22 protein-coding genes, 1 tRNA gene and 1 pseudogene are annotated in these 26,480 nt (G+C 61.2%); 9 read left to right on the top strand and 15 right to left on the bottom strand.

What is annotated here, in order from left to right; translation table 11 throughout:
* Positions 1–39: 39 nt before the first annotated feature.
* Together BHD05_RS16120 and BHD05_RS16115 are read right to left on the bottom strand one after the other, a co-directional pair.
* Complete coding sequence (locus BHD05_RS16120) at positions 40–168, bottom strand: hypothetical protein (protein WP_418763837.1); 129 nt, start codon at positions 166–168, stop codon at positions 40–42.
* Positions 169–304: 136 nt separating this feature from the next.
* Positions 305–385: pseudogene (locus BHD05_RS16115) on the bottom strand (hypothetical protein); the annotation flags it as partial.
* Between BHD05_RS16115 and BHD05_RS15670 the strand changes: the two are divergent.
* The gene (locus tag BHD05_RS15670) at positions 359–526 is read left to right on the top strand and encodes a hypothetical protein (protein ID WP_202614393.1); all 168 of its coding nucleotides are present in this window, start codon (positions 359–361) and stop codon (positions 524–526) included. The pseudogene BHD05_RS16115 and the gene BHD05_RS15670 sit on opposite strands and share 27 nt — an antisense overlap.
* A 638-nt stretch (positions 527–1,164) precedes the next feature.
* On the opposite strand, the gene istB is transcribed toward BHD05_RS15670, so the two are convergent.
* Both istB and istA read right to left on the bottom strand, forming a co-directional pair.
* The gene (gene istB / locus BHD05_RS05345; protein WP_269467590.1) at positions 1,165–1,944 is read right to left on the bottom strand and encodes an IS21-like element helper ATPase IstB; all 780 of its coding nucleotides are present in this window, start codon (positions 1,942–1,944) and stop codon (positions 1,165–1,167) included.
* Positions 1,941–3,488 carry an IS21 family transposase gene (gene istA / locus BHD05_RS05340; RefSeq protein WP_161885516.1) on the bottom strand — a complete coding sequence of 516 codons (1,548 nt, stop codon included), beginning with the start codon at positions 3,486–3,488 and terminating at the stop codon, positions 1,941–1,943. The genes istB and istA overlap by 4 nt, the downstream gene beginning before the upstream one ends.
* Positions 3,489–3,838: 350 nt before the next feature.
* On the opposite strand from istA, the gene BHD05_RS05335 reads away from it, so the two are divergent.
* Positions 3,839–4,066, top strand: coding sequence for a hypothetical protein (locus BHD05_RS05335; protein WP_161885515.1), 228 nt, complete (start codon positions 3,839–3,841; stop codon positions 4,064–4,066).
* An 18-nt stretch (positions 4,067–4,084) separates the two neighbouring features.
* On the opposite strand, the gene BHD05_RS05330 is transcribed toward BHD05_RS05335, so the two are convergent.
* The 4 genes from BHD05_RS05330 to BHD05_RS05315 are packed head-to-tail and all read right to left on the bottom strand — an operon-like array spanning position 4,085 to position 13,762.
* Entirely contained in the window at positions 4,085–7,867 is a 3,783-nt protein-coding gene (locus tag BHD05_RS05330; RefSeq protein WP_161885514.1) for a YobI family P-loop NTPase, read from the bottom strand.
* Complete coding sequence (locus BHD05_RS05325) at positions 7,867–10,977, bottom strand: type I restriction endonuclease subunit R (RefSeq protein ID WP_161885513.1); 3,111 nt, start codon at positions 10,975–10,977, stop codon at positions 7,867–7,869. The genes BHD05_RS05330 and BHD05_RS05325 overlap by 1 nt, the downstream gene beginning before the upstream one ends.
* Positions 10,974–12,197: a restriction endonuclease subunit S gene (locus BHD05_RS05320; protein ID WP_161885512.1), complete on the bottom strand. Its 1,224-nt coding sequence runs from the start codon at positions 12,195–12,197 to the stop codon at positions 10,974–10,976. The genes BHD05_RS05325 and BHD05_RS05320 overlap by 4 nt, the downstream gene beginning before the upstream one ends.
* On the bottom strand, positions 12,194–13,762 hold the full coding sequence (locus tag BHD05_RS05315) for a type I restriction-modification system subunit M (protein ID WP_161885511.1): 1,569 nt from the start codon (positions 13,760–13,762) through the stop codon (positions 12,194–12,196). Before BHD05_RS05315 ends, BHD05_RS05320 begins: the two co-directional genes overlap by 4 nt.
* 450 nt (positions 13,763–14,212) lie before the next feature.
* On the opposite strand from BHD05_RS05315, the gene BHD05_RS05310 reads away from it, so the two are divergent.
* The 3 genes from BHD05_RS05310 to BHD05_RS05300 all read left to right on the top strand — a co-directional run bounded on the left by BHD05_RS05310 (position 14,213) and on the right by BHD05_RS05300 (position 15,713).
* Positions 14,213–14,554: a ribbon-helix-helix domain-containing protein gene (locus BHD05_RS05310; protein WP_161885510.1), complete on the top strand. Its 342-nt coding sequence runs from the start codon at positions 14,213–14,215 to the stop codon at positions 14,552–14,554.
* A gap of 148 nt (positions 14,555–14,702) precedes the next feature.
* Positions 14,703–15,188, top strand: coding sequence for a DUF3846 domain-containing protein (locus BHD05_RS05305; protein WP_236966730.1), 486 nt, complete (start codon positions 14,703–14,705; stop codon positions 15,186–15,188).
* Between the two features lie 375 nt (positions 15,189–15,563).
* Positions 15,564–15,713 (top strand): hypothetical protein, encoded by a 150-nt coding sequence (locus tag BHD05_RS05300; RefSeq protein ID WP_161885508.1) that lies wholly within the window; start codon positions 15,564–15,566, stop codon positions 15,711–15,713.
* A gap of 88 nt (positions 15,714–15,801) precedes the next feature.
* On the opposite strand, the gene BHD05_RS05295 is transcribed toward BHD05_RS05300, so the two are convergent.
* The 5 genes from BHD05_RS05295 to BHD05_RS05275 all read right to left on the bottom strand — a co-directional run bounded on the left by BHD05_RS05295 (position 15,802) and on the right by BHD05_RS05275 (position 20,644).
* Positions 15,802–16,323 carry a hypothetical protein gene (locus BHD05_RS05295; protein WP_161885507.1) on the bottom strand — a complete coding sequence of 174 codons (522 nt, stop codon included), beginning with the start codon at positions 16,321–16,323 and terminating at the stop codon, positions 15,802–15,804.
* 175 nt (positions 16,324–16,498) lie between these two features.
* Complete coding sequence (locus BHD05_RS05290) at positions 16,499–17,083, bottom strand: hypothetical protein (RefSeq protein ID WP_161885506.1); 585 nt, start codon at positions 17,081–17,083, stop codon at positions 16,499–16,501.
* Between the two features lie 87 nt (positions 17,084–17,170).
* Entirely contained in the window at positions 17,171–17,590 is a 420-nt protein-coding gene (locus BHD05_RS05285) for a DUF6262 family protein (protein WP_161885505.1), read from the bottom strand.
* Entirely contained in the window at positions 17,547–19,541 is a 1,995-nt protein-coding gene (locus BHD05_RS05280; protein WP_161885504.1) for a tyrosine-type recombinase/integrase, read from the bottom strand. Before BHD05_RS05280 ends, BHD05_RS05285 begins: the two co-directional genes overlap by 44 nt.
* On the bottom strand, positions 19,538–20,644 hold the full coding sequence (locus BHD05_RS05275) for a tyrosine-type recombinase/integrase (protein WP_161885503.1): 1,107 nt from the start codon (positions 20,642–20,644) through the stop codon (positions 19,538–19,540). The genes BHD05_RS05280 and BHD05_RS05275 overlap by 4 nt, the downstream gene beginning before the upstream one ends.
* 98 nt (positions 20,645–20,742) lie before the next feature.
* Between BHD05_RS05275 and BHD05_RS05270 the strand changes: the two genes are divergently transcribed.
* The 4 genes from BHD05_RS05270 to arsA all read left to right on the top strand — a co-directional run bounded on the left by BHD05_RS05270 (position 20,743) and on the right by arsA (position 23,440).
* A tRNA-Lys gene (locus BHD05_RS05270) sits at positions 20,743–20,806 on the top strand.
* A gap of 58 nt (positions 20,807–20,864) precedes the next feature.
* Positions 20,865–21,254, top strand: coding sequence for an ArsR/SmtB family transcription factor (locus BHD05_RS05265; protein WP_161885502.1), 390 nt, complete (start codon positions 20,865–20,867; stop codon positions 21,252–21,254).
* Between the two features lie 18 nt (positions 21,255–21,272).
* Complete coding sequence (gene arsD, locus BHD05_RS05260; protein ID WP_161885501.1) at positions 21,273–21,671, top strand: arsenite efflux transporter metallochaperone ArsD; 399 nt, start codon at positions 21,273–21,275, stop codon at positions 21,669–21,671.
* Positions 21,641–23,440: an arsenical pump-driving ATPase gene (gene arsA / locus BHD05_RS05255; protein ID WP_269467589.1), complete on the top strand. Its 1,800-nt coding sequence runs from the start codon at positions 21,641–21,643 to the stop codon at positions 23,438–23,440. The genes arsD and arsA overlap by 31 nt, the downstream gene beginning before the upstream one ends.
* A 335-nt stretch (positions 23,441–23,775) precedes the next feature.
* Here arsA and BHD05_RS05250 read toward each other — a convergent pair whose 3' ends face one another.
* Together BHD05_RS05250 and BHD05_RS05245 are read right to left on the bottom strand one after the other, a co-directional pair.
* Positions 23,776–25,317, bottom strand: a complete 1,542-nt coding sequence (locus BHD05_RS05250) for an HNH endonuclease signature motif containing protein (protein WP_161885500.1) — start codon at positions 25,315–25,317, stop codon at positions 23,776–23,778.
* A 277-nt stretch (positions 25,318–25,594) separates the two neighbouring features.
* Positions 25,595–26,464 (bottom strand): Rieske (2Fe-2S) protein, encoded by an 870-nt coding sequence (locus tag BHD05_RS05245; RefSeq protein ID WP_161885499.1) that lies wholly within the window; start codon positions 26,462–26,464, stop codon positions 25,595–25,597.
* Positions 26,465–26,480 lie beyond the last annotated feature (16 nt).

The following is a 26,480-nucleotide window of genomic DNA, read 5'->3' as shown; positions in this document are numbered from 1 at the left end:
AGTATAGTTATCTCCGGATGCTCATTCGGCGCGTGACGGTTACAGGATGACGTTTGCCGGCGGCATTGACGCTGGCACGATCACCGCGGCCGTATCCTTTCGGCGCGATAGATTCCCTTGGGCAGGGTCGCAGTCGCGAAACGGCCCGTTTCCCTTGTCGAAGATCACCTCGGCCTGTCGATCCCAATGGTTTATCCACCAGGACGAGACCGCACCGGCGTCGCCCCCCCATCACGTTTGCCTCGGCCTGCATGCTGGCCTGCCACAGCGCCTTGATCCGGGCTACGACTTCGGGGTGCAGCCGCCACTCGGTGCACCACGGCGTCGGCTTGGTGCCGACGACTTCGACGGTGGCTAAATGGCTAGCGAGCCAATCGAGGACCATCTGCCGCACGGCGACCGATTCCGGGCCCGTCTCATCCTTGAAGGAGTCGACCTCGCCCGTCTCGGCATCCCGGTTCTCGCGCTCTGCGACGTCGGCCGACACATCGTCGTCACTGTCACTTCGGGTACTTTGCTGCTGTGAAGTGCTGGTTCTGTTTCATCGAGCCCAACACCCGCGACAGATCGGGCTGGTCCTACTCTTCCGACGCTCTCCGCCACCCGTCCGGGAACCACTTCGCGAGCTCAGCGTCGCTGATCACCACCGCCGAGGTCAGACCCCGCTCCTGGACCTCCTGCCGAACCCGGGCCACGTCCCGATGCGAGCACCCCGCGATCTCAACGACCTCGCGGTAACTGCGCCCCTCAAGCACCAGCCCCAATATTTTTCGATAGTCCGCCATGAACCCGCCCGCAACAATGAAACGACAACGCCGAATGCGTCGTCCTTCCACAGCAGAGCAGTACGCCACCAGCCAGCGCTACCGTGTTCCCGGAAATGCGCTACCAACTCGCCGGACTACCGCTACCACCAAGCGCTACTCGCCACACAACACCATCTGGGTAGAAACCGGCGGCCACAACATGCGAGAACACACCGCCGGTCAGGTCACGGCACAAGGCTCGCGCGGTCGGGCGCCAGTGGTGTCAATGGCCATTCTGAAGTGCCCGTGGGCGGCCAGTAGAAATGCCCGCTGGTGGCCACGAGAACTGCCCGCTCATGGCCAACAGATCTGCCCACCTGGGGTGTGGTGGCGTTGGCCATGCGCGGTCGTCGTCGTTCTAGTTCATGGGTGTCACGCCCTTCCCGGCGAGGGCTTGGGTGAGGCGGATGGAGTCGCCCGAGGTTTGGCAGACGTGGGCGTGGTGGAGTAGCCGGTCGACTGTCGCGGTCGCGAGGGTCTTGGGCATGAGGGCGTCGAAGCCGGCGGGGTGCAGGTTGGAGGAGACCGCGATGGAGCGTTTCTCGTAGGCGGCGTCAACGAGCCGGTAAAGGCCCTCGGCCGCGTCGGCGCCGACTTCGAGCAGGCCGATGTCATCGACGACGATGAGGTCGGCGCGGAGGATCCGGGCGACCACCCGGCCGACGGAGTCGTCGGAGCGGTGGGCGCGGACGAGGGCGCCGAGGTCCTCGAGGCGGAACCAGGCGACCCGCATCCCGGCCTCGACAATTTGCTGGCCGAGGGCCTCAAGGAAGAACGTCTTCCCGGTTCCGGACGGTCCGCAGACGACGACGTTCTCCTTCCGGCCGATCCATTCCAGGGTCCGCAGTGCGTGCTGCGTCGGGACGGGGATCGAGGACGCGGACTCGTCCCAGGTGTCGAAGGTCTTCCCGGTCGGGAAGCCGGCGGCCTTGCGGCGGGTGGCGAGCATGGACCGGGACCGGCCCGTGACTTCCTCCACGAAAAGCGCCTTGATGACCTCGACCGGTTCCCAGCGTTGCGCGCGGGCCGTCGCGATCAGCTCCGGGGCCAGCGCGCGGGCGTAGGGCATCTTCAGCTGCCGCATCAACGCTTCCAGGTCCGCCGGCAGGGCGGGCGGAGCGGTGGCGGTGACGCTCACGCGCTCTCCTCCAGACCCTCGGCGACGGTGTCGAGGGCCGGTGTGGCGGGCAGGCCGATCGCGGCCCACCCGGCGGTGCCCTGCGCCAGCGACTTCGCCTCGTCCGCCGCTCGGGTGGGGGTTCGGTCACTCCGGGACCCGAGGATCGAGGCCAGGTCGCCGGTCGCGAACCGGCCATAGGTGGCCGCCTCGCCGAGCGCCTGATCGACCGCGGTCAGGCCGCTGATCTTCGCCAACGCCACCGCGTCGGCCATCTTCACGTTCATCCGGGTCGTGCCGGCGGCCGCAGCCTCGAGCAACCATGCCCGGGCGCCGGCGCCGAGGCTCAGGAACTCCGCCTCGGCACCGCTGCGGGCCTTGATCGTGTAGTCGCCCGGGACCTTCTCCCGGTGGTTGGGGAAGTGCGCGTCGTCGATCGAGGGGCTCCCCGGCCTCGCCCGTGGGTGCCGGGCGACCTCGACCGGACCGCCGATGCCGGAGTGCACGACGATGACCTGCTCGTCGCCGCCGATCCCGTGGCTGCGGACGAAGACCCGGCCGCCGAGCAGATACGACGGCACCGAGTACTGGCCGTTCTCGAACGTCACCATCGGGGTGTTGTCCGGGACTGCCCGCGTCAGGCCGAACGAGACCGTGTGGGCTGTGTCGGGGATCCGGTGCAGCCGCGGCTGTTCCTCCTCGAGCATCACTGCGGGCTTTCGCCTCGTGACCCTGTGTTCGCGGTTGTTGACCTCGTCCATGAACGTCTCGCAGGCCGCTTCGAGCTCCGCGAACGACGCGTATTCGGCCCGCAGATTTGTGTCTTTCGGGACAATGTCGGCCTTGGCGACCTTGACCGAGGACTCCGACCCGCCCTTGGTCGCAGGGTCCGCCGGCTGGCAGGTCAACACGGTGATGCCGTAGTGGCGGGGGAAGTCCACCGTCTGCTGGTTGCGCACCGGGACGCCGGCAATATGGGACACGGTCACCGTCTTCTCGTTGTCCGTGAGGACATAGGTCGGCGCACCGCCGAGGACACGGAACGTGCGGTCCAGCGCTGCGAACACGGTCGGGGCCGTCCGATCCCGCAGGGCGATCACCACCCGGACCCTCGACCACGCCAGCCAGGCCACGAACAACACGCTCTTGCGCCCGGCGATGACGGGCCCATCGCCGAAGTCATACTGCAACCACATGCCCGGCTCGGTGATCCAGGGCCGGTGCACCCGGATCTGGCCAAACCGGTAGGCGGTGCGGACCTGCGCGACCGCACGCCGGGTCGACCGGTCTGACCCGTCGTAGCCGAGCGCGACGAGTTTCTCGTGCGCCTTGTCGGCGCGGATCTTGCCCCTGGACACCTCAACCCATTCCTCGATCTTGGGCAGGAACTCATCCGTGACACGCCCCCGGTAGGCAGGCTCCGCGATCGGCCTGCCCTCGTCGCGGGCGGACACATGGCGGGCAACGGTGTGGTGCGAGCAGCCGGTGAGCTCGGCTGTGGCGCGCAACGATCCAGTCAGATCGTAGGCAGCAAGGATTTCCATAATTTCTCCGTCAAACTTCATTCAGGGCCTCTTCCTGGGCAACTTTGGTGCGTCTTGAACACCGCAATCAAACCCCAGGGAGAGGCTCCCGCCGCTTAAGCGGTCGGGCTCAGAACAGGAAGTGGGCAGATCTCATGGCCACCAACGGGCAGTTCTACTGGCCGCCAGTGGGCACTTCCGTGGCCGCCTGTGGGCAGTTTGGCATGGCCGCTAACAGTGGCCCCCGACCGCGCGACAGCCTGGCGCCCGGCGGCAATATCCGTGGCCCCCGAAGGCAATATTGACTGGCCCCCAAACCCGCAAATACTCAAGAAGTTGACCAGCTTGTCGCGGACTACCAGTCTCACGGATCGATCTACACACTTGCACGTATGTACAAGGTGCACCGCAACACGGTGTCGCAGTTTCTGAAGGCGCGCGGCGTCGATCTCTACAAGGGAATGTCGCAGGCAGTGAAAGACGAGGCCGTTCGGTTGTACGCAGAGGGCAACTCCAGGGCGGCCATCGGTAGGCAACTCGGCTTTGACAACCACACGATCATCTCCGCGCTGCGGACACTGGGTGTGCCCATCCGGAAACCTGTTGCACCCAGAAGTTAAAGAAGCCCGCAACCCGGGCTATGCCCCGCGCTTCAGATTGACCTTGAAGACGTTGCCAGTGGGCGACGAGTCTCGGGTGCTCACTTGTCCCGCCGCCACCAAATGATCTGCCAGTCGGAGGTCTTCTATGGTGTTCGGAATTTTTGTGTGGCCCCCTGTCGTAGTCAGTCGTTGATAACGGTCCGGCATAAGCCGGAGGACCGACAGCAAGTCGTCAAGTTCTAGAGAATCAATCTCGAGCGAAATCAGACGAACCAGAGACGTTGAAGTCACGCCCGCAGTTGCCATCGCGACAAGGTTCGCAAGGCCGACTGCAATACCGCAGTCGATCACGAACTGCGCGAGGGCGTCCAAAGCGGGTCGGCTCAATGAATCAGTGAATGCGTAGAGATTGAGGACGACGGCCTTCTTGATTTCTTCGGATGTCTCGGGGTCCTGAGCCAAAGAGACAAAGTCCGGCTTCGAAAAACCGATCTCGTCGACGTACGTGGCGAAAGCAGCAGATCTTCGAATAAACGCTCGTTTCACCGGCCAGGTGGCCGCGTCCAGGGCATAAAAGGACGCAGCTGAATCTTCGATCAGATCCGATGCAAGCAGGGCCGCCGTGAGACTGGGATCTTCGTCGGCCAGGCTCAGTTCGGACACCAACAGTGGAGACGCCAAGCCCAGGCTCTTCGCCAACTCGGCGCGCTTCTCGTTGCCGATCGAGTCGCTCGCGACGATGGCCAGCGCGAGGGTTCTTTTGCCAGGTTCATCGGCTGCTTGCAGGTCAACGATTTCGGTAGATGCGTTCAGCGTGCCGGCAAGCTCACTGTCAATCCCGCCACGCTTGGCGATGTACTCGGTGAGGTTCGCGTAGCTCGCCTTGAGGTGCTCAGTCTGCGCGACGATTGGCCAGAGTTTTTCGTTGAGGGCAGTGATCTTGTTCACAATGACTCTCGATGCGCGCTCCACCACCGCAGTCACGTCGCCGGGCTCGTTGTCGGCAAGCTCGTTGAGGACAGATATGAAGTTCTTGTGATCCTCGATTGTGTTTTCGGTCACCTCGGAATTCATCTGAATTTCGAGGTACATCGTCAGATCTTGAGCTACGTACCGGAAGACGTCGTCATTGATCGATCCGATTCGGTCCAGCGCCAGATTCTCCTCACCATCAAGTGCAGCAATGAGGTTTTCGTTGGTGAGGTCGTACAGCGAATGCTCGACGGCTCCGGACTTCAACTGGTTGGAAAGCGCGTGTAGTTTTTCGAAGCGCACGTTGGCCTTAGTAAGCAGGGTGACTATCGCATCTATCGAGGCGACCGGCTTCGCACCCGATAGCGTTGCGAGTTCGCTGAAGTGCGACCGCATGAACCCGCTGAGTGCCGCATCAGTCTTGTAGGAGATCTTGTCAATGATCGCGGATAGAGCGGTGTCGATGAGGCCGACCCGCTGCTCATCAGCGACTGATTCGTCTTTCAGAAGGAAGTTGAAGATACTGCTCCAAAGCGGAGCTAGACGCGCCACGAGAGCCTCGACTTGGCTTCCACTGGAGAAGTAAGCAGTCCGGATCGCACTCTCGTCCGCGCCGTCACCAGCAATCAATCGCATCGAGCGATCAAGGCGCGCGTCCTCCTTCACCAGCAAGTGATCGAGCAGCTGAATGTTGTAGATGCTTCGCTCAGCGAAGATCGTGTCCCCAACTTCATCCAGCATGGCGTCGATCTGAGGCCCGGTGCCGATCTCGGCGTTGATATCAACCGCATTCGCTTCAACCGAATGAAGGATGTAGTTGCGCGCGCGAGCTGTCACCAAGTCGTCGTAATACATCGAGACGTAAAGGCTGAAGTTTCTATCGATGTAGCCGGCCTTGACGAGGTCGAGCGCGAGACCTTTGCCAAGATGGCGTTCAGCCATCGCGCCAAACGACTCGGTGCCATGTTCGTTTTTCAGTACGAGCTCCGGACGCTGGCCCAGCTGCGACATGGTGGCCGTCTTCAGAAAGTCGCGGAGATCGGTGTGCTCTTCGATGCTCGTTTGGAGGCCCGATTTGTCGTCGGATTCCCATCCATCGAGAGTAAGAGGGTCGCCCAGTGCCTCGCGCACGTGTTCCAAGTCTAGGATAAATGACTGGCTCACTGACTGAGGTCCGTAGTAGTTGGTGGGCACGCTTGTCTGATATCCGACAGTCAATGTCAGTGCGTCGTCGTTCAGCCAGGTCCTCCAGAACTCAGCTCCGCGCAATTCTTCGGGCGTCGTGGCGACCGCCAGAGTGAGTGTTGAGGTTTCCATCGTCTGGCCTGCCGCTCCAAGAAGTCGGCCGACATAACGCTCGAGGCGATCACCGAGTTCCTTGCTCCTCGCAGCGACTGAATCAATCTCCCGAATTTTCGTTCGTGCCGCTCGAATGGTGCGGTTCACGGACGAGATCTGCTCGTTGACGAGCTCGCGGAAATCGGTATAGAGATGGTCGAGCTTGCTAGTACCTTCCTTGATTTTCTCGAAGTCAGCCATGTTCAGGTTTTTGTAAACGATCATGGCGAATAGCGGTTGCGGCTTCAGTTCATCCAAATGCCCGGCGCCGAGGATCTTCTGCTTGAAAATGCCAAACTCATTGTGGACGTTCTTGATGAGACGCATATCGACCATGTGCTTTGAGACCAGGTCGAGGATCGCCTTATCGAAGGTGAAGCCCGATGACGCCATCTCATTGCTGACGAGGTCCCTGGCGTTTCGGTGGCTGATAAACGGCACGACGGGAATCACCACATCGAAGAACTTGGTCCTGTTGGTGACAGCTAGCTGCCGGATCTCTTCGTCGGTCAGTTTCACCCCATTGATCGACAGTTTTCCAAGTTGCTCAAAGATGCTGTCTTTGATCGCGTAGACGAACGTGATCACCTTCGGGTCGATCTGCTTCGAGTTGTTGAGCAGGGTATTGAGCTCTCGCAACGTTTCGAAAATGTAAGGGTCGTTGAAACGGTCGAGGTCCTCGAAAACGACGACGTCGTAGGCATTTGCCTCGAAGAAATAGACAATCTCGTCCAGATACTTGTCAAAGAAGCTCTCCGACTTGTTAGTCAGCGAAATAGACGCCGGTCCCGATGTCAGCCGCTCGATCCAGACCCGGTTGTGAAAGAGCGACTGGAGCCCATGCGAAAGAATCAGCACAAGGACGAAGACACATAGATAGATCAGCACGTTTGGGCCGAGCTCGTTGCCAAATATCTCCTCGATCCGGGATGGAGCACCTGTAAGAAACGCTAGCGCCGTCAGGCCAGCGGCAATTAGAAGGGAAAAGCCGAAAGCGCGTCCCTTTCGAAAGCTTTCGATCCTTCGATACCGCGACCCAGGAACGTTAGAAGGCTTCTCTCGATAGAGAAGCTGCTTCACTATTTCTTTCTGGATCGCATTAGTGATCGCGGGCGTCTTCAGAGGGTCCTTGCTCGCAGAATCGTCTTCTGGCGGAGTCTCTTCGCTTCCCAGCGTGGATAGCGAAACGCTGACGACGCGACTGCCCAGCTCCTCGACGACCTTGCTGAGGATGCTGCTCTTGCCCGAGCCGTAGCTTCCAGTGAGGGCGACGTTGCGAGGTCGAAGTTCCTTTTCGTCGTCGGCGTGCGGCTCTTTTGACTTGACCGCTGGCTTCGAAAGTTCATCACGGAGGTAGCCGACATAGAGTTCGTGATTCTCGGCGTTGAACTCAGGCCTGAGCGAATGAATCTTGAAGGACTCCGCTGCTTTCTCAGTCGTTGAATGTGTCGCGGATTCGAGACCTGGCTCCTCCGCTACCTCGTCCGCCTCTGAAGCTGCTTCAGCCATCAGGAATCTCCGCTCGAAATCAGACCAAAGAACCGCTCGAAAAAATCCCCGAGCTTCGCAAGAACGCGTTGCTTCGTTTCCCCGTGACCACCGTCGGGCGAGAATCGTGAGGCTGGAGGAAGAACGCGGGTGATTGCGGTTCCGCTTGACTGAATAGAACCATCGCGGAAAGCCCGATCTACGAACTCGCGAGTCTCATCCGCGCGAAGTCCCTCGTCCTCAATGATCTTGTTGAGTTCAGCCGCGCGCCTTGCTGCGACGTAGGTAGTCCACTCCTCGTCGATCTCGCCGTTCGCGGAGACTCGATCGACGAAGGCCTCGATGAGGTCCTTCTTATTGCGGAGCGAGGGTGATGCATCGATCGCGCGGGTGATCTCAGCGCGGATCTCTTTGTCGTCGCCGTCGCCGCGCTGGTCGCGGTACTTCTGCACGAGCATGAGGATGTAGTCGACGTTGATCTCGATCTGTTTGATGAGTTCAATCTCGAAGACGACGTCGTCGTTGATCGACTCCTTCTCAGAATCCTTCTCCTTACGAAACTCTGCGTACAGGTCGAGGTAGACGCTGCGGTAATCCTGACCTTGACGGTCGGAGAGGATCTCGTTCCCGACGAAATCGTCGAAGGACGTCAGGATGTTTTGGAGTCGCAGGATCGAACCGAAGAGGGCGATGAATTCCTTCTGCGCAGTCTCGCCGATGATTGGTTGACCAAGCGGATACTGATCCAGCAAGTCGGAGACTCGGCTTGCGTATTCGTTGTAGTAGTCGCCATACGGCTTGAGCAGCACGACACCGCGAGCGTTCTTGTTGCCAAACAACGCGATTGCATCATTCGTCTCCTGCTCTAGGTCGCGGAAGCTGACGATGTTGCCGTAGGTCTTCACCGAGTTCAAGATTCTATTGGTTCGCGAGTAAGCCTGAATGAGTCCATGCGAGCGAAGGTTCTTGTCGACGAAGAGGGTGTTCAGTGTGGTCGCGTCGAAACCGGTGAGGAACATGTTGACCACAATGACGAGGTCCAGCTCGCGGTTCTTCAGTCGAAGCGACAGGTCTTTGTAGTAGTTCTGGAACTTGTCATCTGACGTGTCGTAGCTCGTGCCGAATAGCTGGTTGTAGGCCTGAATCGCGTCCTCGAGGAAGTCGCGCGACGACGCATCGAGCGCAGCCGTCTCGAAGCCCTCTTCGTCGAGATAACCTTCGCCTTCCGCCTCGTTGGCGGCGTACGAAAAGATGAGCCCGATCTTCAGTCGCCGGTCCGGAATTAGCTCCTGCTGCTGGATTGCGAACTGGTTGTAGTAGCGCTTGGCGGCATCAATTGAAGCTGTAGCGAAGATAGCGTTGAAGCCGTTGACTCGGCGGGACACCTTTACTTCATCGACCCGGTTTCGGCCAGACGCGACGTCCGCGATGTTGGCCACACCCGAGAAGGCGTACCCGTTGCTGCGTTTCGTCTTCTGGTCGAAATGCTCAAGGGTGTACTGAACAACCTGACGAATGCGCTCCGGCGCGATCAGGGCCCTCTCGGTGTCGATCGCCGACACCTGCTTATCGGTGAGACCCTCGGGGAGCTTAATCGTGTTCACGTAGTCCACGCGGAACGGCAAGACGTTCTTGTCATTGATCGCGTCAACGATCGTGTACGTGTGTAACTTCTCGCCGAAGGCCTGCTCCGTAGTACGAAGCGCGGGGTTGCCGCCAGACCCAGCGTTCTCCGCAAAGATCGGTGTGCCCGTGAACCCGAAGAGGTTGTAACGCTTGAAGGCCTTCACGATCGCCTCGTGCATATCGCCGAACTGCGAGCGGTGGCATTCGTCAAAGATGATCACGACGTGGCCGTCGAAGATCGCGTGGCCCTTGTTCGCCGGCGCAGTGATGAACGTCGCAAGCTTCTGGATCGTCGTAATAATGATGTGCGCGTTCGGGTTCTCGAGCTGCTTCTTCAGCACCGCCGTCGATGTGTTCGAATTCGCAGCGCCCTTTTCAAAGCGGTCGTACTCCCGCATGGTTTGGTAGTCGAGGTCTTTGCGGTCGACGACGAAAAGCACCTTGTCGACCGACGGCAGACGCGACGCGAGTTGTGCGGTCTTGAATGAGGTCAGGGTCTTGCCCGAGCCAGTGGTGTGCCACACGTAGCCGCCCGCGGTGACGGAACCCAGCTGCTTGTAGTTCGTCGAGATGTCGATCTTCTGCAGGATTCGCTCGGTCGCAACGATCTGGTATGGCCGCATGACGAGCAGCATTCGGTCCGCCGTGAGCACGCAGTACTTCGTCAGAATGTTGAGCAGCGAGTGTTTGGCGAAGAAGGTCTTCGTGAATCCGGTGAGATCCTGAATCGGCTTGTTCGTCGCGTCCGCCCACCATGACGTGAACTCGAATGAGTTGGATGTCTTCTTAGCGCGCTTGGCGCCGGCCGCCTCCGAGAGGTGCTGGCGGCGAGTCGTATTTGAGTAGTACTTGGTCAAGGTGCCGTTGCTGATCACGAAGAGTTGCACGTACTCGAACAACCCCGAGCCCGCCCAGAAGCTATCGCGCTGATAACGGTCGATCTGATTGAAAGCCTCGCGGATGTCGACCCCACGGCGCTTCAGCTCTATGTGCACGAACGGCAGGCCGTTCACGAGCACGGTGACGTCATACCGGTTTGCGTGTTTTGCACCGCCATCGCCCTGGCCGACCTCGTATTGGTTGATCACCTGCAGTCGGTTGTTGTGAATGTTCGCCTTATCGATCAGCATGACGTTCTTCGTCGAACCGTCATCGCGCTTCAAGAGCTGAACGTGATCTTCCTGGATGCGGATCGTCTTCGCCTCGATGGTGTCATTCGCCCCAGCGATCCGGTCGTTGAAGAACCTTTCGAACTCAGAGTCCGAGAAGCTCATCGAATTCAGCGCCTCGAGCTGCGATCGAAGATTGGCGACTAACTGCGCTTCGCTGGTGATCGGCAGGTACTCATAGGCCTGGGATTGCAGGAGCTTGATGAACTGGCGCTCGAGATCCGCCTCTGACTGATAGGCGACGTCGCTTGCGGTATCGGGAATGAACTCTGCAACCACGGTGCTCTCGGCGGACACCACAATGGGCGCAAAGTGGGTCGGGATCGTCTCGGTCATACCCGGGTCTCCTCGAATGTCAGGAGGCGATCACGGTAGTACTCGTATTGTTTGCGCCGAGCAGCCAACTCCGCTGGAAGGCCGATACTGAGATCGTTCACCAGCGCATCGAATTTGTCGAGAATCGAAACGATCCGTTCCTGATCCGGAAGGGGTGGCACGGGAATACGCACGCTCTTGATAATCCCTGCGTTGAGGTCGGATCGAGCGCCCTGCCCGAGCGCCTTGATTTGCTCATACTGGCTGCGGACCCAGTAGAAAACGTAGCGGAAGTTCGCCTGGATTGGATCGATCTCAAAATTGCAGCAGTGCTGGTTGGTTGCGAGTGGGATCCGATTGACCGCAGAACGACCGGCCGTCGCACCTGAGATTGCCACGATCACACAGCCCGCTGGTATCCACTTGGCGGCAGTCTTCTTGAGTGCCTTTTCAGTAATTCGAATGTCGGTATCCCAGATATCGACGAAGCGAACTTCTTGAGTTCGAAGCCAGGGAATCGTTCCCGCGTCGTAGTACTCAGGACTCCCGGCAAGTGGTGTCGCGCCCGAGGAGACACGAGCAGATATCTCCCCAAGAGTTGACCAGCGAACGCCAGATTCCTCGGGGGCGCTCAGGAGCGAATCACGGAAATAGGCATATTGAAGATGTCGCGCTTCCAGCTCCGCTTCCAGCTCCGCTTCCAGCTCGGTGAAGTTATCTAGGATTCTCACGATCTCCTGCTGCACACGAAGAGGAGGTACGGGGATTCGGATCTTTGCGAGCTGCTTCGCAGATACATCGATGACCTTTGTGCCAGTGGCGAGTGCCGACTTTTGGGCGAAGAACGACTCCGACTGGAACCAATATGAAAGGTACTTGGGGTCCTCGTGATGACGAATTACAGTGGCGTGGCCACCAGTCACGATTTGCTCTTCACCCAGCCAAGCGACGGCCTTTCCGACGTCCTCCACGTTCTCACTGGTGTTGGTGATGATGACGTCACCTGGATCGACCTTGACCAGCTTTACGGCGGTCTCAGGCGCAACGTATGAGAGCGTGTACCTCGTCCAGATTCCGTAGCGCGTATAGATCTGGCCATAGTGGATCGCGCCGACTCCCTCATCGGTCAGGTCAACCTTGGGCATGCCGTTGCCGCGGACAAGCTCTGCGATTTCCCCGAGCATTCGGAACTGAACCCCCTTCGGCGCGAGTTCGGCGAGCAGACCGTCGATCCGACTCACGAGGTCCCATCTAGGTCCGCGACGATGGCGTCGATCGCAGTGCGGAGCTCGGACTGTCGGGCGACGATTCGGGCGATCTCGATGTTGAGCGCAACAATGTCGACGGCCTCGCGTGTATCTTTTGCGTCCACGTAAGAGGAGACCGACATGAGGTACTCGCGTCCGGCAAGCTCGCTGTTCGGAACAAGCTTTGCGAAGTGCTCGATATCCTCGCGTGCGGTGAAGGCATCGAGGATTCGCTGACGGTTCGCATCGACGAGCTTGTTCTTGTTGCCGCTGCGGACGAATTCTGCTGAAGCATCCACGAACAGGACGGAGTTGTCCTTTTTCGACTTCTTGAGTACGAGGATGCATGTGCCGATGGTCGTACCAAAGAAGAGATCCGGCGGGAGTTGGATAACCGCGTCGACGTAGTTGTTGTCGACGAGGTACTTGCGAATCTTCTGCTCCGCGCCACTGCGGTACATCACGCCCGGGAACTCGACAATCGCCGCCGTGCCGTTGACAGCGAGCCACGACAGGATGTGCATCGTGAATGCGAGGTCGGCCTTCGACTTAGGCGCGAGCACTCCGGCGGGAGCGAACCGCGGGTCGTTGATTAGCAGCGGGTTGGCGTCGCCTTCCCAGTTGATCGAGTATGGCGGGTTCGAGACGATCGCCTCGAAAGGCTCATCGTCCCAGTGCTGCGGATCGGTCAGGGTGTCGCCGTGAGCGAGATTGAACTGGTCGTATGGCACGTCGTGGAGGAACATATTGATCCTGGCAAGGTTGTAGGTCGTCAGGTTGATCTCCTGACCATAGAATCCTTGCCGGACCTTGCCGGGGCCAAGGACCTTCTTGAACTTGAGCAACAGCGAGCCAGAACCCACTGCTGGGTCGTAGACCTTGTTCACCTCGGTCTTGCCCACGACCGTGATTCGCGCGAGTAGCTCCGAAACTTCCTGTGGCGTGTAGTATTCACCACCGGACTTGCCCGCCTCGGACGCATACATCTGCATGAGGTACTCGTAGGTGTCACCGAAAGCGTCGATCTCATGCGATTTAAAGTCGCCGAGGTTCAGGTCGCCGATCGCGTCAAGCAGCTTGACCAGCTTTTCGTTGCGCTTAGCGACGGTGTTCCCGAGCTTCGCCGAGTTGACATCCAAATCGTCGAACAGACCCTTGATGTCCTCTTCGCTATCGGCACCGACCGCCGATCCCTCGATGTTCTTGAAGGCCCGCTCAAGGGTCTCGTTGAGGTTCTCGTCCCGCGGCGCACGCTTCCGCACGTTGTCGAAGAGCTCGCTCGGAAGGATGTAGAAGCCCTTCTCCTCGACTGTGACCTTCCGCCCAAACTCTGCATCTGAGTCGGCGATTTTCGCGTAGTCGAAGTCAGGCAGCCCAGCCTTGCTCTCGAGATCGTCCAGGTAGACAGCGAGGTTCTCGCTGATGAAGCGGTAGAAGAGAATCCCAAGCACGTACGTCTTGAAATCCCAACCATCGACACTGCCCCGCAGATCGTTCGCGATGCGCCAGATCGTCTTATGTAACTGTGCGCGCTGGGCTTCCCTGGTCGTCGGAGCCACTACCACACCACCGGCTTAGAAGAATCGTGCGCCACTGCTGGTTCGTTCGTTGTTGGGTACGTCATGTCGTGCGTGTTCTCCTCCACACTGATGTGCGCGCGTTAATTTTCCTCAAGCCTGATCCAACGATACTGGCGGGTTGCGACACGAGGCCTTTGATCAGGCTGGCCCGCGAGTCGGTTTCACTTGCAGCCGGGAGTTCCCTCGAACCTGACGCTGCAATCTGCCCCTAGTTATAACACGATCGGCGCATTCGTTAAACCCTGGTGAACACGGATCGCGGGGACTATGAAGGGCTCCGGTGGCAATTTCTACAAGACAAGTTCCCGAACGGAAGATTGAACTCCTTGGGCATCGGAGCATAATTCGAGGTCCGCTCCTCATTGCCGTGCGGCTTGCAGAGGAACCTTCCGGTTCGTCGGCCGCATCAAGAATGAGGAGGTGGCTCACATGAGTGAGACATCCGGATTCCCGCAGTACGCGGGAGCCACAGGTCAGATGCGGACCCTTGCGGTTCGCATCACGGATGACCTGCGAGCGCAGTTGGACGTCATCGCCCAACTCAACGACCGCAGTGTCACCGAAGAAATCCGTCTCTCGCTGGAGTACTGGATCGAACGCAGCAAGTCCGATCCGCAAGTGCTCAAGCGTGCCGAGACGGTCCGGGCGGACATCGAGCGCGAGGCCCAAACCAAGCGCAACGCCATCGAGGCGATCTTCGCAAAGGAGCCTGCCAAGAAGGCGACTCCCCCGAGCCGCGACGCTACCAAGGACAAACCTCCAGGCAGCTGAACGACGGACGAGACCCTGGTCGGATGGAGGCTTCCAGAGCTTCGCCACCAGGGTTCTCGTCGCCCAACCCCATGCTCATGCCGCTTCGCGGAGGGAACTCTTCAGCCACCCGGCTGAAGTGACCCTCCACGAAAGGAACGTGATCACCATGGTCACAGGCATTGTCATCCCGCATGAAATACGAGTCGCCGTTTTCGAGCATCAGTTCGGAGCACTCGCGGACTACCAAGCCGCGGTCGGCCGCTACGTCGAACCGGTCTATCTCGCCGACGCAAACCTCACCATCTACGCCAACGAAGAAGGCAAAGTACGCCAGCTGCCGGCCAACCGGCGAGCAACCTGCCTCTGGTGGTTTCTCTACCCGGAGACGCGGGGGCGCGACATCCTGGTCGGTGACGTTGTGCTGATTGGATCGACTCGCGGTCACGGCAGCACAACCGCCCTGCCAGATTTTCTGACTCGCCAGTTGCAGCACCCCGGTCGCTTCACGATCGAGGTCCGCACCAACGACGACCCTGCTCATTGGTACGACAACGGCCGCAACTTTGATGACTACTTTGAAGCCGCCATTGTTGCGATCAACCTCCAGGAGCGGTGGAGCCAGGTCCGAGAAATGCGCGTCTCGCCTGCGTGACACCAACGCCCCTGCCTTTGAACGCTGCAGAGGTATTTCACATCACGAGGGCCAGGCGGTCACACCATCCACAGATTTGTTAGAGTGAGCTTGCGTGCACGAACAGCGCCCAAATCCTCGGCCATCGACCGGGGATTTTTTTTGACGACGAGCCCGTGCAGCTTCTCGTGTCTGATACCGTCCATCGGCGTGTCACACATGAGTCGGCCGCCGCGGCGCCTATTCTGATGGAACGCGTCATAGTCGCGCCAATTTTCCAGCCGGTCATCGACCGGCTTTTTTTGTGCCCGCAAGGCATCACAACTCCGCAGCTATTCACGCTGCGGTCGCGTCAGTCGAGACGACTGACACCCACCCAAGAGGGGAGGTCGCGTTATGCACAGCATCCTTGTGGATCTGGCTCTCGTGACGCCTCTGCTGACCGGACTTGGAGTCTTCCTTGTCCGGTTTCTTCCCCTGGTATCGGACCGCGTGAACGTTCGCGCCGTCCGACTTGCCAAGGCGAAGAGCCAGCAGAAGCGCTAGCCAAAAAACGCGTAAGGCATCTTGGGTAGGGAGAACTCTGCCCAAAATCGGGTTTTTTCGCTCTTGAATCATTTGCGCTCATGCTTCGTCATCGCCAGGGATGTCGGCAGCTCGTCGACCACGCCACTCCCACAGCTTGTTTCTGCCCACCGATGAACCAGGCCGGGCCAAGCGACAGATACCGTGCATCCAGCTGCCTCTCCACGAGGGGAAGCAGCTGACGTTGACGGGCATCGCTCAGAACAGGCACCGCTTTGTTGTAGTCGAGGATCCGGCCGTCGGGGTAAACGCGGCGATTGCTGGCGTGTTGGATTCCCTGGTCCCAGTCGATCGCCGTCCGCAGGCTCAACCCGGTCTGTCGAGCTGCGTCCGCTCGGGCAACGCCGGAGTCCTGCAGCCGGAAGTACTCTGCGCGCCGTGCTCGGCCGTTCTTCTTGGCATCGATGCCAGCGTCGATAAGCCACTGGCAGCAACTGGCGGGATGGACGCGGACTTCGCGGGTGGCAAGGCTGACTTTGCCAAGGCGTTCGAACGCTTCTAGGAACCGGGCCTTCTCGGCCTCGCGGTAGATCCTGCGAGGCTGTGGTGGATTGATCGATGAATCGGGCATGGATTGGCAACTCTCGGAGGTGGTGAGTGGTGCGACGATCGCTAAAATCCAAGCCGCCTATGGGCAGTTCGGATTGGCCATTGACACACGGACACGAGCAGAACAGTGCGGGGGTCGGCATAGTCGTAGTCCGAGGTGAACATCCGCTGCCACTCCACGCCGGCGTCGTTGGAACTCATCCGCACGTAGTTCCTAGAAGCGATGATGCCTGCGTGCGATGTCTGGGTGGTTGCAGCCAGCCGAAGCAGAGCATCGCCGTGGCGTCATCGCCACTCTTCCCGATGGTCCCCATCTTGATCGCGTTGTCAGCCGGACCCGCCTTGGTGTTTGCCGCAGCCAGGCGGAATGCGTCCATCCACTCGCTCTCGGTCTCGTGCACGCCGGGCTGCCCGAACGCGGATATGTCCTGCAATTTCTTGAGGTTGTTGGCGTGAGATCGTCCGAAGGCTTGAACGGCAGCAAAGCCATTCGTCACCAAAGTCTGTATCGCCATCACGTGCTCGTAAGTGAGTCGTACGAGAGGGTCGCCCTCGTGTCCATAGCCCAACCTGGTCGTCTCTATCGCTGCTGCAGCCGTGCGCATCACGTTCGCCACCATGCCGAAGCCGCACATGAAAACGGTAATGATCTCTTGGAAGCCCTCGTACTGCTCGTGTGTGGCCACGATCAGATCGGCGGCGTCGGACATCAGCCAGGCCGTCTCTAGTTGGTGGGAAATCGCTTCAGAATCAACGGCATGCTGCGTACCGAGATCTTTCATCTCGCAACCATCCCAGCGTTTCGGTCGCATCCGCCACAAACCCCACCTGTGTGAGCGGACCAAGGAGCTGTGTCTCAGACGTCGAGCTCAGATTGCCAACTCTTGGTCCAGCAGCTGAGCCGTGAGGTTCTCGATTCTCTGTTTCAGCTCGCGGTTCTCGGACTTGAGGTCACCGATAGTATCGAGCGCTGTTTCCAGCCTGGAGGTCAGGGAGGCTTCGTTCGGCGTGCTGCTTGACGAGCGCACCTTGCTCGTCGGCAGCTTCGACGCGTCGGCGATCTTCGCGCGGAGCTCCGGCTGCGAATAGATGAAGCCGCGCGAGACGCCGGCCTCCGCCGCGACCGCATTGATGTTGACGGCTGCGGCCGTCGCGACGAGGTGATCGAACGCCCGCAGTACCGCACCTCGTGCCGCTTCAGTCTTCTTCGCGTTGGCAGCCTGCAGGTTTGCGAGGCGATCCTCCTTAGCTAGCATCAGACGCCTCTCCTGGATCGTCTTCGAGAGCATTGATGATTTTCTTTAGGTTCTCGTTGGGCCTCTTATTGATCTCGACCAGTCGGAAGTGGCCTGCGGCCTCAGCCTTACTGATTGTCCGTTCAAACTCCAAACTCTGCGCCCTGTGAACGCCGAGGAACTCGACGGAGGTGATGAAGTGGGGGCAGTTGTCGAGACACGCATTCGCGTGCGGGCAGGACTGCTGGATGGGTAGCCCGCATGCCCCGTTCGGCAGAGGCTGCATCGCATGGGACATCCGGTTTAACAACCACTCGGCGTCGGCCGCAGGGCCCTCGGCCATCTCGATCGCTTCGCCGCGGACGTTCACAAACTTTGCGTTCTCCCACTCGGCCCGCATCCGCTTGTCCGTCGTCGTCGCGTAGATCTGAGTCGACGAGAGCGAGCGATGCCCGAGGAGCTTCTGGACAACCTCGATGGGCACGCCTTTTTCGAGCATTTCGGTAGCGAAAGTGTGACGGAATCTGTGCGGTGTGATTTTCTCCAGCTGCCCTGCTGAATCCCGCAAATCCAGATCGGCTGCCCACTGGCGCAGCACGATATTCAGACGCTCGGGGGCAAGCTGCCGAGTCGATCTCGCCCGCGAATTGGCGAACAGGAGCTCCGGGACGGCCAGCCCCATTTTGGCGCTCTCAACCAGGGCTCGCTGCTGCTGGGCTTTGATCGCGGTAGCGACGTGCGGCTCGATCGGCACGGTGATGTTCATTTTCGACTTGGTGTCGATGAAGTTCAATGCCCACTTGTCGAGGGAGCCGGTGCGGTTGAGGTCGATCAGGCAATCGAACGGGAGCGAACACGTGTGTCCAGCCCTGACCCCGACCTGCATCATGATGAGGATCGCGGTCCTGTGCGCCGGGTCGACCACTAGATCGAGGCTTCTCGGCAGACGAAGGGTATCGATAAGTCGAGGTTCAAGAAATCGCGGCGACGGGATATCTCGCGCCGGGAATTCCCCGGCAAGGTATAGGGCGTTCGACGGGATTCGTTGGGTGATTTCAACCCGCGCGTATTGGATCATCATGCTCACGGCGCTGATTTTTGCCGATCGGTAACCGCCACTGAACTTCTTGCCGTGCTTGTTCGTCTGCGAATTAACCTCGGCAAGCCAATCGAGCAGCAAGCTCCGTGTGACTCCCTCGGGATTTGTGACGTCGCGGGCTTCCGCCCAGCGGGCGAACTCCACGACATGAGACTCCTGCTGCCCGATGTGCTGCGCGTCCGCCGCCTCGGTGTTGACCCGGTACGCCACCCACCTTTCGACGATCTCTCTGAGCCACGGCTGCGCGATGTCTTGCGACTGGGACCAGCGTTGGCTTCCTCCGCGCCTGGTGCCGATTCGACGCTTCACGGAGAAGTTACCCTCCGCCAACTCGATCCAGCTCTGGAACTCGGTGAGGTACATCCGGTGGGTGGAGGCGTAAGAGCCAGCCCGTTTTTCGACTACTAAGGTTGCTGGCGCACTGGCTCTTAGATCGCGAAGAGACCGCACGCCGGCCGCGTTCAGCGACTGGACGAACGAGTTGAATGCGTCGGCACGGAGAGGTCCTCCGTATTCTCCGGTGGCCTTGCAGCTGATGGCGAGCTGTAGTTCTGCCCGCACCGTAGCCGATGCGCAGGCGGAAAGGTCAAAAATGCCTCGGGCCGATGATCCGCCATGCTTCTTCTTGACTACCGGGCGGATTACGGCCGAGCGACGGAAGGCCTCAAGGTCGTGGATCCCTGACGTCCGGAATTGCTTCACATGCAGCCCGCAGAGCCCCGCCCCTGCGCTCGATACCCTGTCGCAGTCGGTGATCGCGCATTCCGGGTTGGAATAAACACCTCGGGGATCCGGCGGCACGAACAGCGCGAGGAAAACCGCTGAGGTGCGTTTATTCAGCCATGCAATATATTCGTCGCCCTCATCAGCAACGCCGATCGGGACTATTCTCGCCACATCGTTCATGCTGCCTCTTCCCACGCGCCGTGTTCGATCAGTATCCGTCGGAGGTCTTCGACATCGAGGTGTGAATACATGTCGATGGTCGTTTGGATGTTCTTGTGGAGCACCAGGTTGCTGATGACGTCGATCGGGACGCCTGCTCGCCTGCTCAGCGTGACGAAGGTGTGCCGCAGCGTGTGTATCGACCACTGGTAGTTGCCGGTCTTGCGCCTCAACCGCTGGATGATCGAGTCGGCCGCCGAGTAGTTCATCGGCTTGAGAGTGTCGAAATTGATGAACACGAAGGGACTGTCGATGTACCCGTATTCCTCGTGCATGTAATCGATATAGAGCCGGTTGACCTGCTCGGTCATCGGGATCGTTCCTGATTTGCGCCCCTTAGACCGTGCTCCGTTCGAATTGTCGTCGCGCGCTTCAATCCGGATGGTTCGTCCTCGGGTGTCGATGTCCTCGTGTCGCAGCCCCAATATCTGGCCCACTCGCATTCCGGTGGTGAACGCGAGCATGATTAAGAGCCTGTCGCGCCGATCGCGGCATTCCATCAGTATCGAGTGCACCTGCTGGATCGTCAGAAGCTTCAAACGCTGCTGAGTCCGCGGTAATCGCGGGCCGAGCCGGCTGCGCTGGCGATGGCGGTTGGCTCGACCCACGTTGTCGATTACCGTGACCCGAGATCGCCTGTAGGTCTGAGAAGACTGCTGCAGCCGTCGCAAACCGCCAGCGCCGACAATGTCCTCGCCGAGCGATCCCAGATACCTGTAGAAGCCCGAGATCGTTGCGAGCGCTCGGTTGGTGCTACTTCTCGCCCGGGCTGCGGCCCGGTCGACGATCGCCGTGACGTTGTCCGCCGGGTGTCTGTACCACCTTGCAAAGAATGCCAGAACCTCATCGGTCACGTCGTCGAAGTCCCGCTCGGTGTCGAGGAGAAACTCGCAGTATGCGCGCAGGTCGTATGCGGCTGCTCGGACAGTGTTGTCGGGACGTTCGATCGATCGAAGGTATTCGAGGTAGCGATTGACCTGAGAGACCAGGCGATCGTCGTCATCGAGGACAGCCCACCTGTTAGGCGCACCAGTCTCAGTCCGACCCACGATCTGAACTCGCACCCCGCCACCTCCGTGTGGACACTGTCTATAGCCAGATGTTCGCGCCGTCATCGATGGTGGAGCGTTTGACTTGGTAATGACAGAGAATACACACACTTGGGCTACAGAGATACCATCGGACTTTTAATCCGCGGGTCGTCGGTTCGAGTCCGACGGGGCCCACCCTTCGCTGTTGGGGCTACCTCTTTGACATATGTCGAAAGGGCGCAACAATGGCGCCATGCCCAAGGCACTCCCGGTTCTCGACGACATCTCGCCGATCTGCTGCGCACCGCTCGCATCCACCCCGGATTTTCCGGTCGAGGATGCCGTTCGGCTCGCGATCCGGTTGAAGGCACTGGCAGACCCCACCCGGCTGAGGCTGATCGCCTTCATGCGGAGCCGACCCGACCAACAAGCCTGCACCCGTGAGCTGGCTCCCGTCGTCGGCCTATCGGAACCGACTGTCAGCCATCACCTCAAGACGCTCGAGAAGGCCGGCCTTGTCTCGAAGGAGCGCCGGGGAATGAGCGTCCACTACACGGTGGAGACGAACGCCATCCGCGCGATGGGCGTCGCCATCCAGCTGGAAGACGTCGGCCAGATCGACAGCCGATCATGCCGAACATGAACCGCTAAGGAGAACACCGTGCCCACAATCCGTATCTACGAAGCCGCCCTCTGCTGCGACACCGGCGTCTGCGGTGCCGACGTCGACAAGTCGCTCGTCGAGGTCACCGCAGACGTACGAAACCTTCAGGGCCTCGGCGCTGACATCGCGCGCCACAATCTGGCGGGCGACCCGACCGCGTTCACTGTTGATGAGACCGTGCGCGCCTTCATGCACACCGTCGGCTCCAAGGGCCTACCGCTCACCGTGGTCGATGGCGTCACCGTCGCCACCGGAACTTACCCCGGCCTCGAACAGCTCCGCGAGCTGGCAGGCCTCGCCAGCACGACCGGAACGAACGACGGCGCACCCCGCACCGAGCTCGGGCGGACAGAGACAACCGGCGGATGCTGCGGCGGCGCGACCGGCTGCTGCTGACAACGATGAAATTTCTCGAGAGCCCCCCGCGGTTTCTGTTCTTCACCGGCAAAGGCGGCGTCGGCAAGACCTCCGTCGCCTGCGCCACAGCACTGGAACTCGCCGACCGAGGACTGAACGTGCTCCTCGTGAGCACCGACCCGGCCTCGAACATCGGTCAGGTCTTCGGCATCACGATCGGCAACACGATCACGCCGATCAACGCGATACCGCGGCTCTCTGCGCTCGAGATCAACCCTGAGCAGGCCGCCGACGCCTACCGCGAACGCATCATCGCCCCGGTGCGCGGCCTCCTCCCAGAGAGCGAACTCGCCGGTATTGCCGAGAGCCTCTCCGGTTCCTGCACGACGGAGATCGCCTCGTTCGATGAGTTCACCAACCTGCTCACCGATGACACCGTCTACGGCGAGTACGACCACATCGTCTTCGACACCGCACCCACCGGTCACACGATCAGGCTGCTGCAGCTGCCGGGCTCCTGGACCGAGTTCCTGGACGCAGGCAAGGGCGACCCGTCATGCCTCGGGCCGCTGTCCGGGCTCGAGAAGCACAAGACCGTCTACGCCCAGGCCGTTCGCGCGCTTGCCGATCCCACGCGCACTCGCCTGGTGCTCGTCAGCCGAGCACAGGCGTCATCCCTCAACGAGATCGATCGCACGTTCGGTGAACTGAGCAAGATTGGGATCGCCGGCGGCTTTGTTGTCATCAATGGCATCCTGCCGACGCTGGCGGGAGAGGAACCCCTCGCTCAGGCCGTGCGCGATCGAGAAGCCGCCGCTATCGTTGCGATGCCCGCGACGATCGCCGCTCTCCCCCGCGACCTCGTGGAGCTGAAGTCTGGCAACATGGTCGGCGTCACCGCCCTGGGCCTGCTCTTCTCCGGGGCCGCGTCTGGCGAGGCCCCGGCCCGTGACCGCGATGCGCGTGAGATCGCCGACGAACCGCTTCGGACGCTCGTGGACGACCTCGAGCGCGACGACCACGGCCTTGTGCTCTGCATGGGCAAGGGCGGGGTCGGTAAGACGACCATCGCCGCGGCGATCGCGGTCGCGCTCGCCGAGCGCGGGCACGACGTTCATCTGACTACGACCGACCCGGCCGCTCATCTCACCGACACCCTGAACAGCAGCATCCGCGGGCTCGCGGTTTCGCGAATCGACCCCGTCGAGGCGATCCGCCACTACCGCGACCACGTCATGGCGACCAAGGGCAAGGACCTTGACGCCGAGGGAAGGGCCGCGCTCGCCGAAGACCTCATGTCCCCCTGCACCGACGAGGTCGCCGTCTTCCGGGAGTTCTCCCGGGCAGTGCACGAGTCTCGTCGAAAGTTCGTCGTGGTCGACACCGCGCCGACCGGCCATACCCTCCTGCTGCTGGATGCAACCGGCTCTTACCATCGCGAGATCGCCCGCCAGGTCGGCGACAGCATGTCGTTCGTCACACCGCTGATGCGCCTGCAGGATCCGGACCTGACCAAGGTGATCCTCGTCACCCTGGCGGAGACGACGCCGGTGCTCGAGGCGGAGGAGCTGCAGCAGGATCTGGAGCGGGCAGGCATCCACCCCTGGGCGTGGGTCGTGAACGACTCCATCGCCGCCGCGCGCCCCGACTCCGGATTCCTGCGCCAACGCGCCGCGAACGAACTGGAACAGATCGATCGGGTGCGCGCGGTGGCCGATCGCATGGCCATCATCCCGCTCCTCCCCCTCGAGCCGATCGGCGAGACGCTTCTCGCCGATCTCACCGACGGCATCGCCCAGCCGGCGTAGAAGGGGCTGATGGGTCCCGTCGGTAGCGCCGCTTGCAGTGGGAAGAAAAGACGGCAGGGATGGATGCTGTGGTTCGGCTGCGTGCGTCGGCTGGCGGTCTTCGTTGGTGGCGGAACTTCTGCATGTTGAGGTCATGTAGTTGTTTCTGTTGGTTGAGCAGCTCGCGCAGCCTTTCTGCTGGTTGAGCGGGTCGCGCAGCCTTTCTGCTGGTTGAGCGGGTCGCGTAGCGACCGTGTCGAATCCCGACCGTGCTCGGCCTGTAGTTATGGCAGTGCTGGTGTCATTGCGCTGCTTGGTGTCATTGCGCTGCTTGGTGTCATGGCGGTGCCTGGTGGTCATGGCAGTGCTGGTGTGGGGAGTTTTCCGCCGCGTTTGGGTGTGCGGGTGGGGTCGATGTGTGGGGGTGGGGTGAACCAGGGGGTGTTGTCGGTGATCTGTACGGTCCATCCTTTGTGGATGATGTGGTGGTGTCCGGTGCATAACAGGATTCCGTTGTTGAGGTTTGTTGTGCCTCCGTGGGACCACCAGTGGATGTGGTGGGCTTCGGTGTAGGAGGGTGGTCTGCCGCAGCCGGTGATGGCGCAGCCGCCGTCGCGTTCGGCGAATGCGATTCGTTGGGCGCGGGTGAATAGTCGTCTCCCGGTGCCGAGGTCGAGGATTTGGCTGTTCCCGCCGAGGACTGCGGGGATCAGTTCCGCGTCCGCGGCAAGCCTGCGGGCGGCACCAGCCGTGATGGGGTCCTCGACTCCGTCGAGGTGTGCTGCGCCGAGGCCGGATTGGAGTTGTTCCAGGGTCATCCGGATGATCAGGGTGGTGTGTGGGAGGGGTCCGGGTGCGGTGGTGCAGCCCATCATGTGCCGGGCCACATCGATCAGAGCGTCGGCGGCGATCCTGGGGATCGTCCGCGGGTCGGGGAGCTCGACATGATCTGCCCCGCAGGCGTCCGGGTCGTCGTCGCCGGCAGCACCGTCGGCCGCTGTCGGGTCGGTGTCGAAGCGGACGGCGCGGAGGGCGTCGCCGACCATCGCGTCGATCATGGTGCGCACATATCCGGCGCCGAGGGGGTCGAGGTCGATCGTGCAGCGTTCCAAACCGTTGCCCTGTTTGCTCCAGCGCAGCGACCGGGCCGCGATCAGTGCCTCCTCCCGTGGTGCGATCCCATCGGTATCGAGCGCGTCGCGCCAGGAGATCGACAGCTTCCGCACCGTGTCCGCCGGATGGTGGGCGGCGAAGGTGACCAGTTCCTCCTCCGCCGCGACCAGGTGTACCGGCAGGGCGCGGGGGGCGGCCTGGGTCAGGGAGGTGATGATCGACTGGGCCGCATCCACCTGCACCACACCGCTGTTCACCGCATCCGCGACCAGGGGGAACGGGGCGGGGAGGCGCTCCCCGAGCAGGGACACCGGTGCGGTGGTCGCCTCACCGAGCCGGACTGTTCTGCCGGCCTCGGCCAGAGTCACCCGACCCAGTTCCGTGATCAGGGAGGCAGGAGAGGTATGCCCGGAAGACTTCGCCAGGCCGCCCTGACCGAGCGAGGGGCGCGAGCGCACACTCAGCTCACCCGCCGCACGCACCAGCAGGGCATCGACGTGTCGTTTGAGGTCGTAGCCGGACTGGATCGCCCGCACCAGCCCCGCATCGGACATGGTCTCCACATCGAGCTGGGACGGAGCGACCGTGATCGCGCCGAACGATGCTCCGGCGGTTGCACCGACCGAGACGGCTGCAGCCGCTGCGCCGGATCCTGCACCGGGCGCATCGGGCGGCCGGGCATCGGGGTGTTCGCCGACCCGGGCGCCGAACCCGGTGAGCGCACCAGCCCACACCGACGCGAACGCAATAGCGCTGTCAATGAGGGGATCGGTTGCTTTGGACATACCCACATAGTGACAGACACCACCGACATTCCAACCGACATCAAACCACACCCTGATCGGGGATATTACCTGTGGACAGCCCTCCTGGAGTACGGCCTGTGGAGGAGAAGACGCAGGCACCCAAGTGGGGGCGACACGCGCGCCAGAGCCCGCTGCTCAATCGATAGAGGCTGAACGTGGCTGGCGCTGTGCTCAATCAGAAGAGAGAGCCTGACCGCTTCATAGTTTCGACCGGCGGAACGGTGCAGCGACTGTGCCGAAACTCGCAAGCGTGCTATCAGGCCTCGGGCAGGTGCACCTCGACGGTGCCAGCGACGACCCTCGTGTCGAACCTGGGCTGGTTCGCGGTCGCGGGGCCCCGCACCACATCGCCCGAGATCAGCGAGAAGGTGCTCGCGTGCCACGGACACTCGACGCACGGCTCATCGCCCACAACGAGCCTGCCCTCGCTGAGCGGGCCGGAGAGGTGACTGCAGGCGTCGGAGAGCGCCATTACGTGCTCGCCACGCCGATACACGACGAGCAGCAATTCGCCGACACTGCGCCGCATCAGCCGCCCTTCGTCGAGGTCGGCGAGCGAGCCAATGGGGTGCCACCCCCGCGGAAAACGTTCCAGGGTATCCACGGCGTGATTAACCCCGGCCGCCTGCCGGTAACTGAGGTGACCTCCGAGGAAGGCGGCCGCCGACACAACGGCGAGCCCCGTGAAGCTCAGCGCCTTGCCGCTGCCGTGGCGGCCCTTCGCCCGCTGCAGAAACGAGGCGGCGTAGAGGCCGGTGGCGACGAGTGTAGCCGCGGAGTGCACGATGCCGACCCGCAGCTGACGATCGTGCAGCCGCGCCCAATCCGTGTAGCCGGCGAGGGCTGTCGGGATCGCCGCGGCCACTCCCACGCCGACGAGCGTGCGGGCACCCACGTGTGTGCGTGGAAGCAGGTCAAGGATTCCCGCCGACATCCACGCCCCGACGGGTACTTGCACGGCGATCGGATGCAGCGGATGCCCGACCCAGACGCCATGCAGGGTGTCGCGCAGCCATTGCGGCCGGATGACACCGTCGACGACACCCTTCACCCTGCGGATCACGGGGTCGAGCGCTGCCGCGGTCTCTAACCGCTCGATCAGTTTGAATAACGGGATCTCACGCATGGCGCTTCCTTCGCTA

This window comes from Marisediminicola antarctica (genome assembly GCF_009930795.1).
In the GTDB taxonomy this organism is placed as follows: Bacteria; Actinomycetota; Actinomycetes; order Actinomycetales; family Microbacteriaceae; genus Marisediminicola; species Marisediminicola antarctica.
The sequence above is the reverse complement of the archived record's forward strand: the minus strand, read 5'-3'. Positions and strand labels throughout refer to the sequence as shown.

Bases quoted from the DNA above. Each gene is read 5' to 3' on its own strand.
- BHD05_RS05290 (WP_161885506.1), bottom strand. From the start codon at position 17,083: ATGAAAGATCTCGGTACGCAGCATGCCGTTGATTCTGAAGCGATTTCC.
- BHD05_RS05335 (WP_161885515.1), top strand. From the start codon at position 3,839: ATGTACAAGGTGCACCGCAACACGGTGTCGCAGTTTCTGAAGGCGCGC.
- BHD05_RS05280 (WP_161885504.1), bottom strand. From the start codon at position 19,541: ATGAACGATGTGGCGAGAATAGTCCCGATCGGCGTTGCTGATGAGGGC.
- BHD05_RS05310 (WP_161885510.1), top strand. From the start codon at position 14,213: ATGAGTGAGACATCCGGATTCCCGCAGTACGCGGGAGCCACAGGTCAG.
- BHD05_RS15670 (WP_202614393.1), top strand. From the start codon at position 359: ATGGCTAGCGAGCCAATCGAGGACCATCTGCCGCACGGCGACCGATTC.
- BHD05_RS05285 (WP_161885505.1), bottom strand. From the start codon at position 17,590: ATGCTCTCGAAGACGATCCAGGAGAGGCGTCTGATGCTAGCTAAGGAG.
- BHD05_RS05245 (WP_161885499.1), bottom strand. From the start codon at position 26,464: ATGCGTGAGATCCCGTTATTCAAACTGATCGAGCGGTTAGAGACCGCG.
- BHD05_RS05265 (WP_161885502.1), top strand. From the start codon at position 20,865: ATGCCCAAGGCACTCCCGGTTCTCGACGACATCTCGCCGATCTGCTGC.
- BHD05_RS05330 (WP_161885514.1), bottom strand. From the start codon at position 7,867: ATGGCTGAAGCAGCTTCAGAGGCGGACGAGGTAGCGGAGGAGCCAGGT.
- BHD05_RS05325 (WP_161885513.1), bottom strand. From the start codon at position 10,977: ATGACCGAGACGATCCCGACCCACTTTGCGCCCATTGTGGTGTCCGCC.
- istA (WP_161885516.1), bottom strand. From the start codon at position 3,488: ATGAAGTTTGACGGAGAAATTATGGAAATCCTTGCTGCCTACGATCTG.
- BHD05_RS05250 (WP_161885500.1), bottom strand. From the start codon at position 25,317: ATGTCCAAAGCAACCGATCCCCTCATTGACAGCGCTATTGCGTTCGCG.
- BHD05_RS05305 (WP_236966730.1), top strand. From the start codon at position 14,703: ATGGTCACAGGCATTGTCATCCCGCATGAAATACGAGTCGCCGTTTTC.
- BHD05_RS05295 (WP_161885507.1), bottom strand. From the start codon at position 16,323: ATGCCCGATTCATCGATCAATCCACCACAGCCTCGCAGGATCTACCGC.
- BHD05_RS05300 (WP_161885508.1), top strand. From the start codon at position 15,564: ATGCACAGCATCCTTGTGGATCTGGCTCTCGTGACGCCTCTGCTGACC.
- arsA (WP_269467589.1), top strand. From the start codon at position 21,641: ATGCTGCGGCGGCGCGACCGGCTGCTGCTGACAACGATGAAATTTCTC.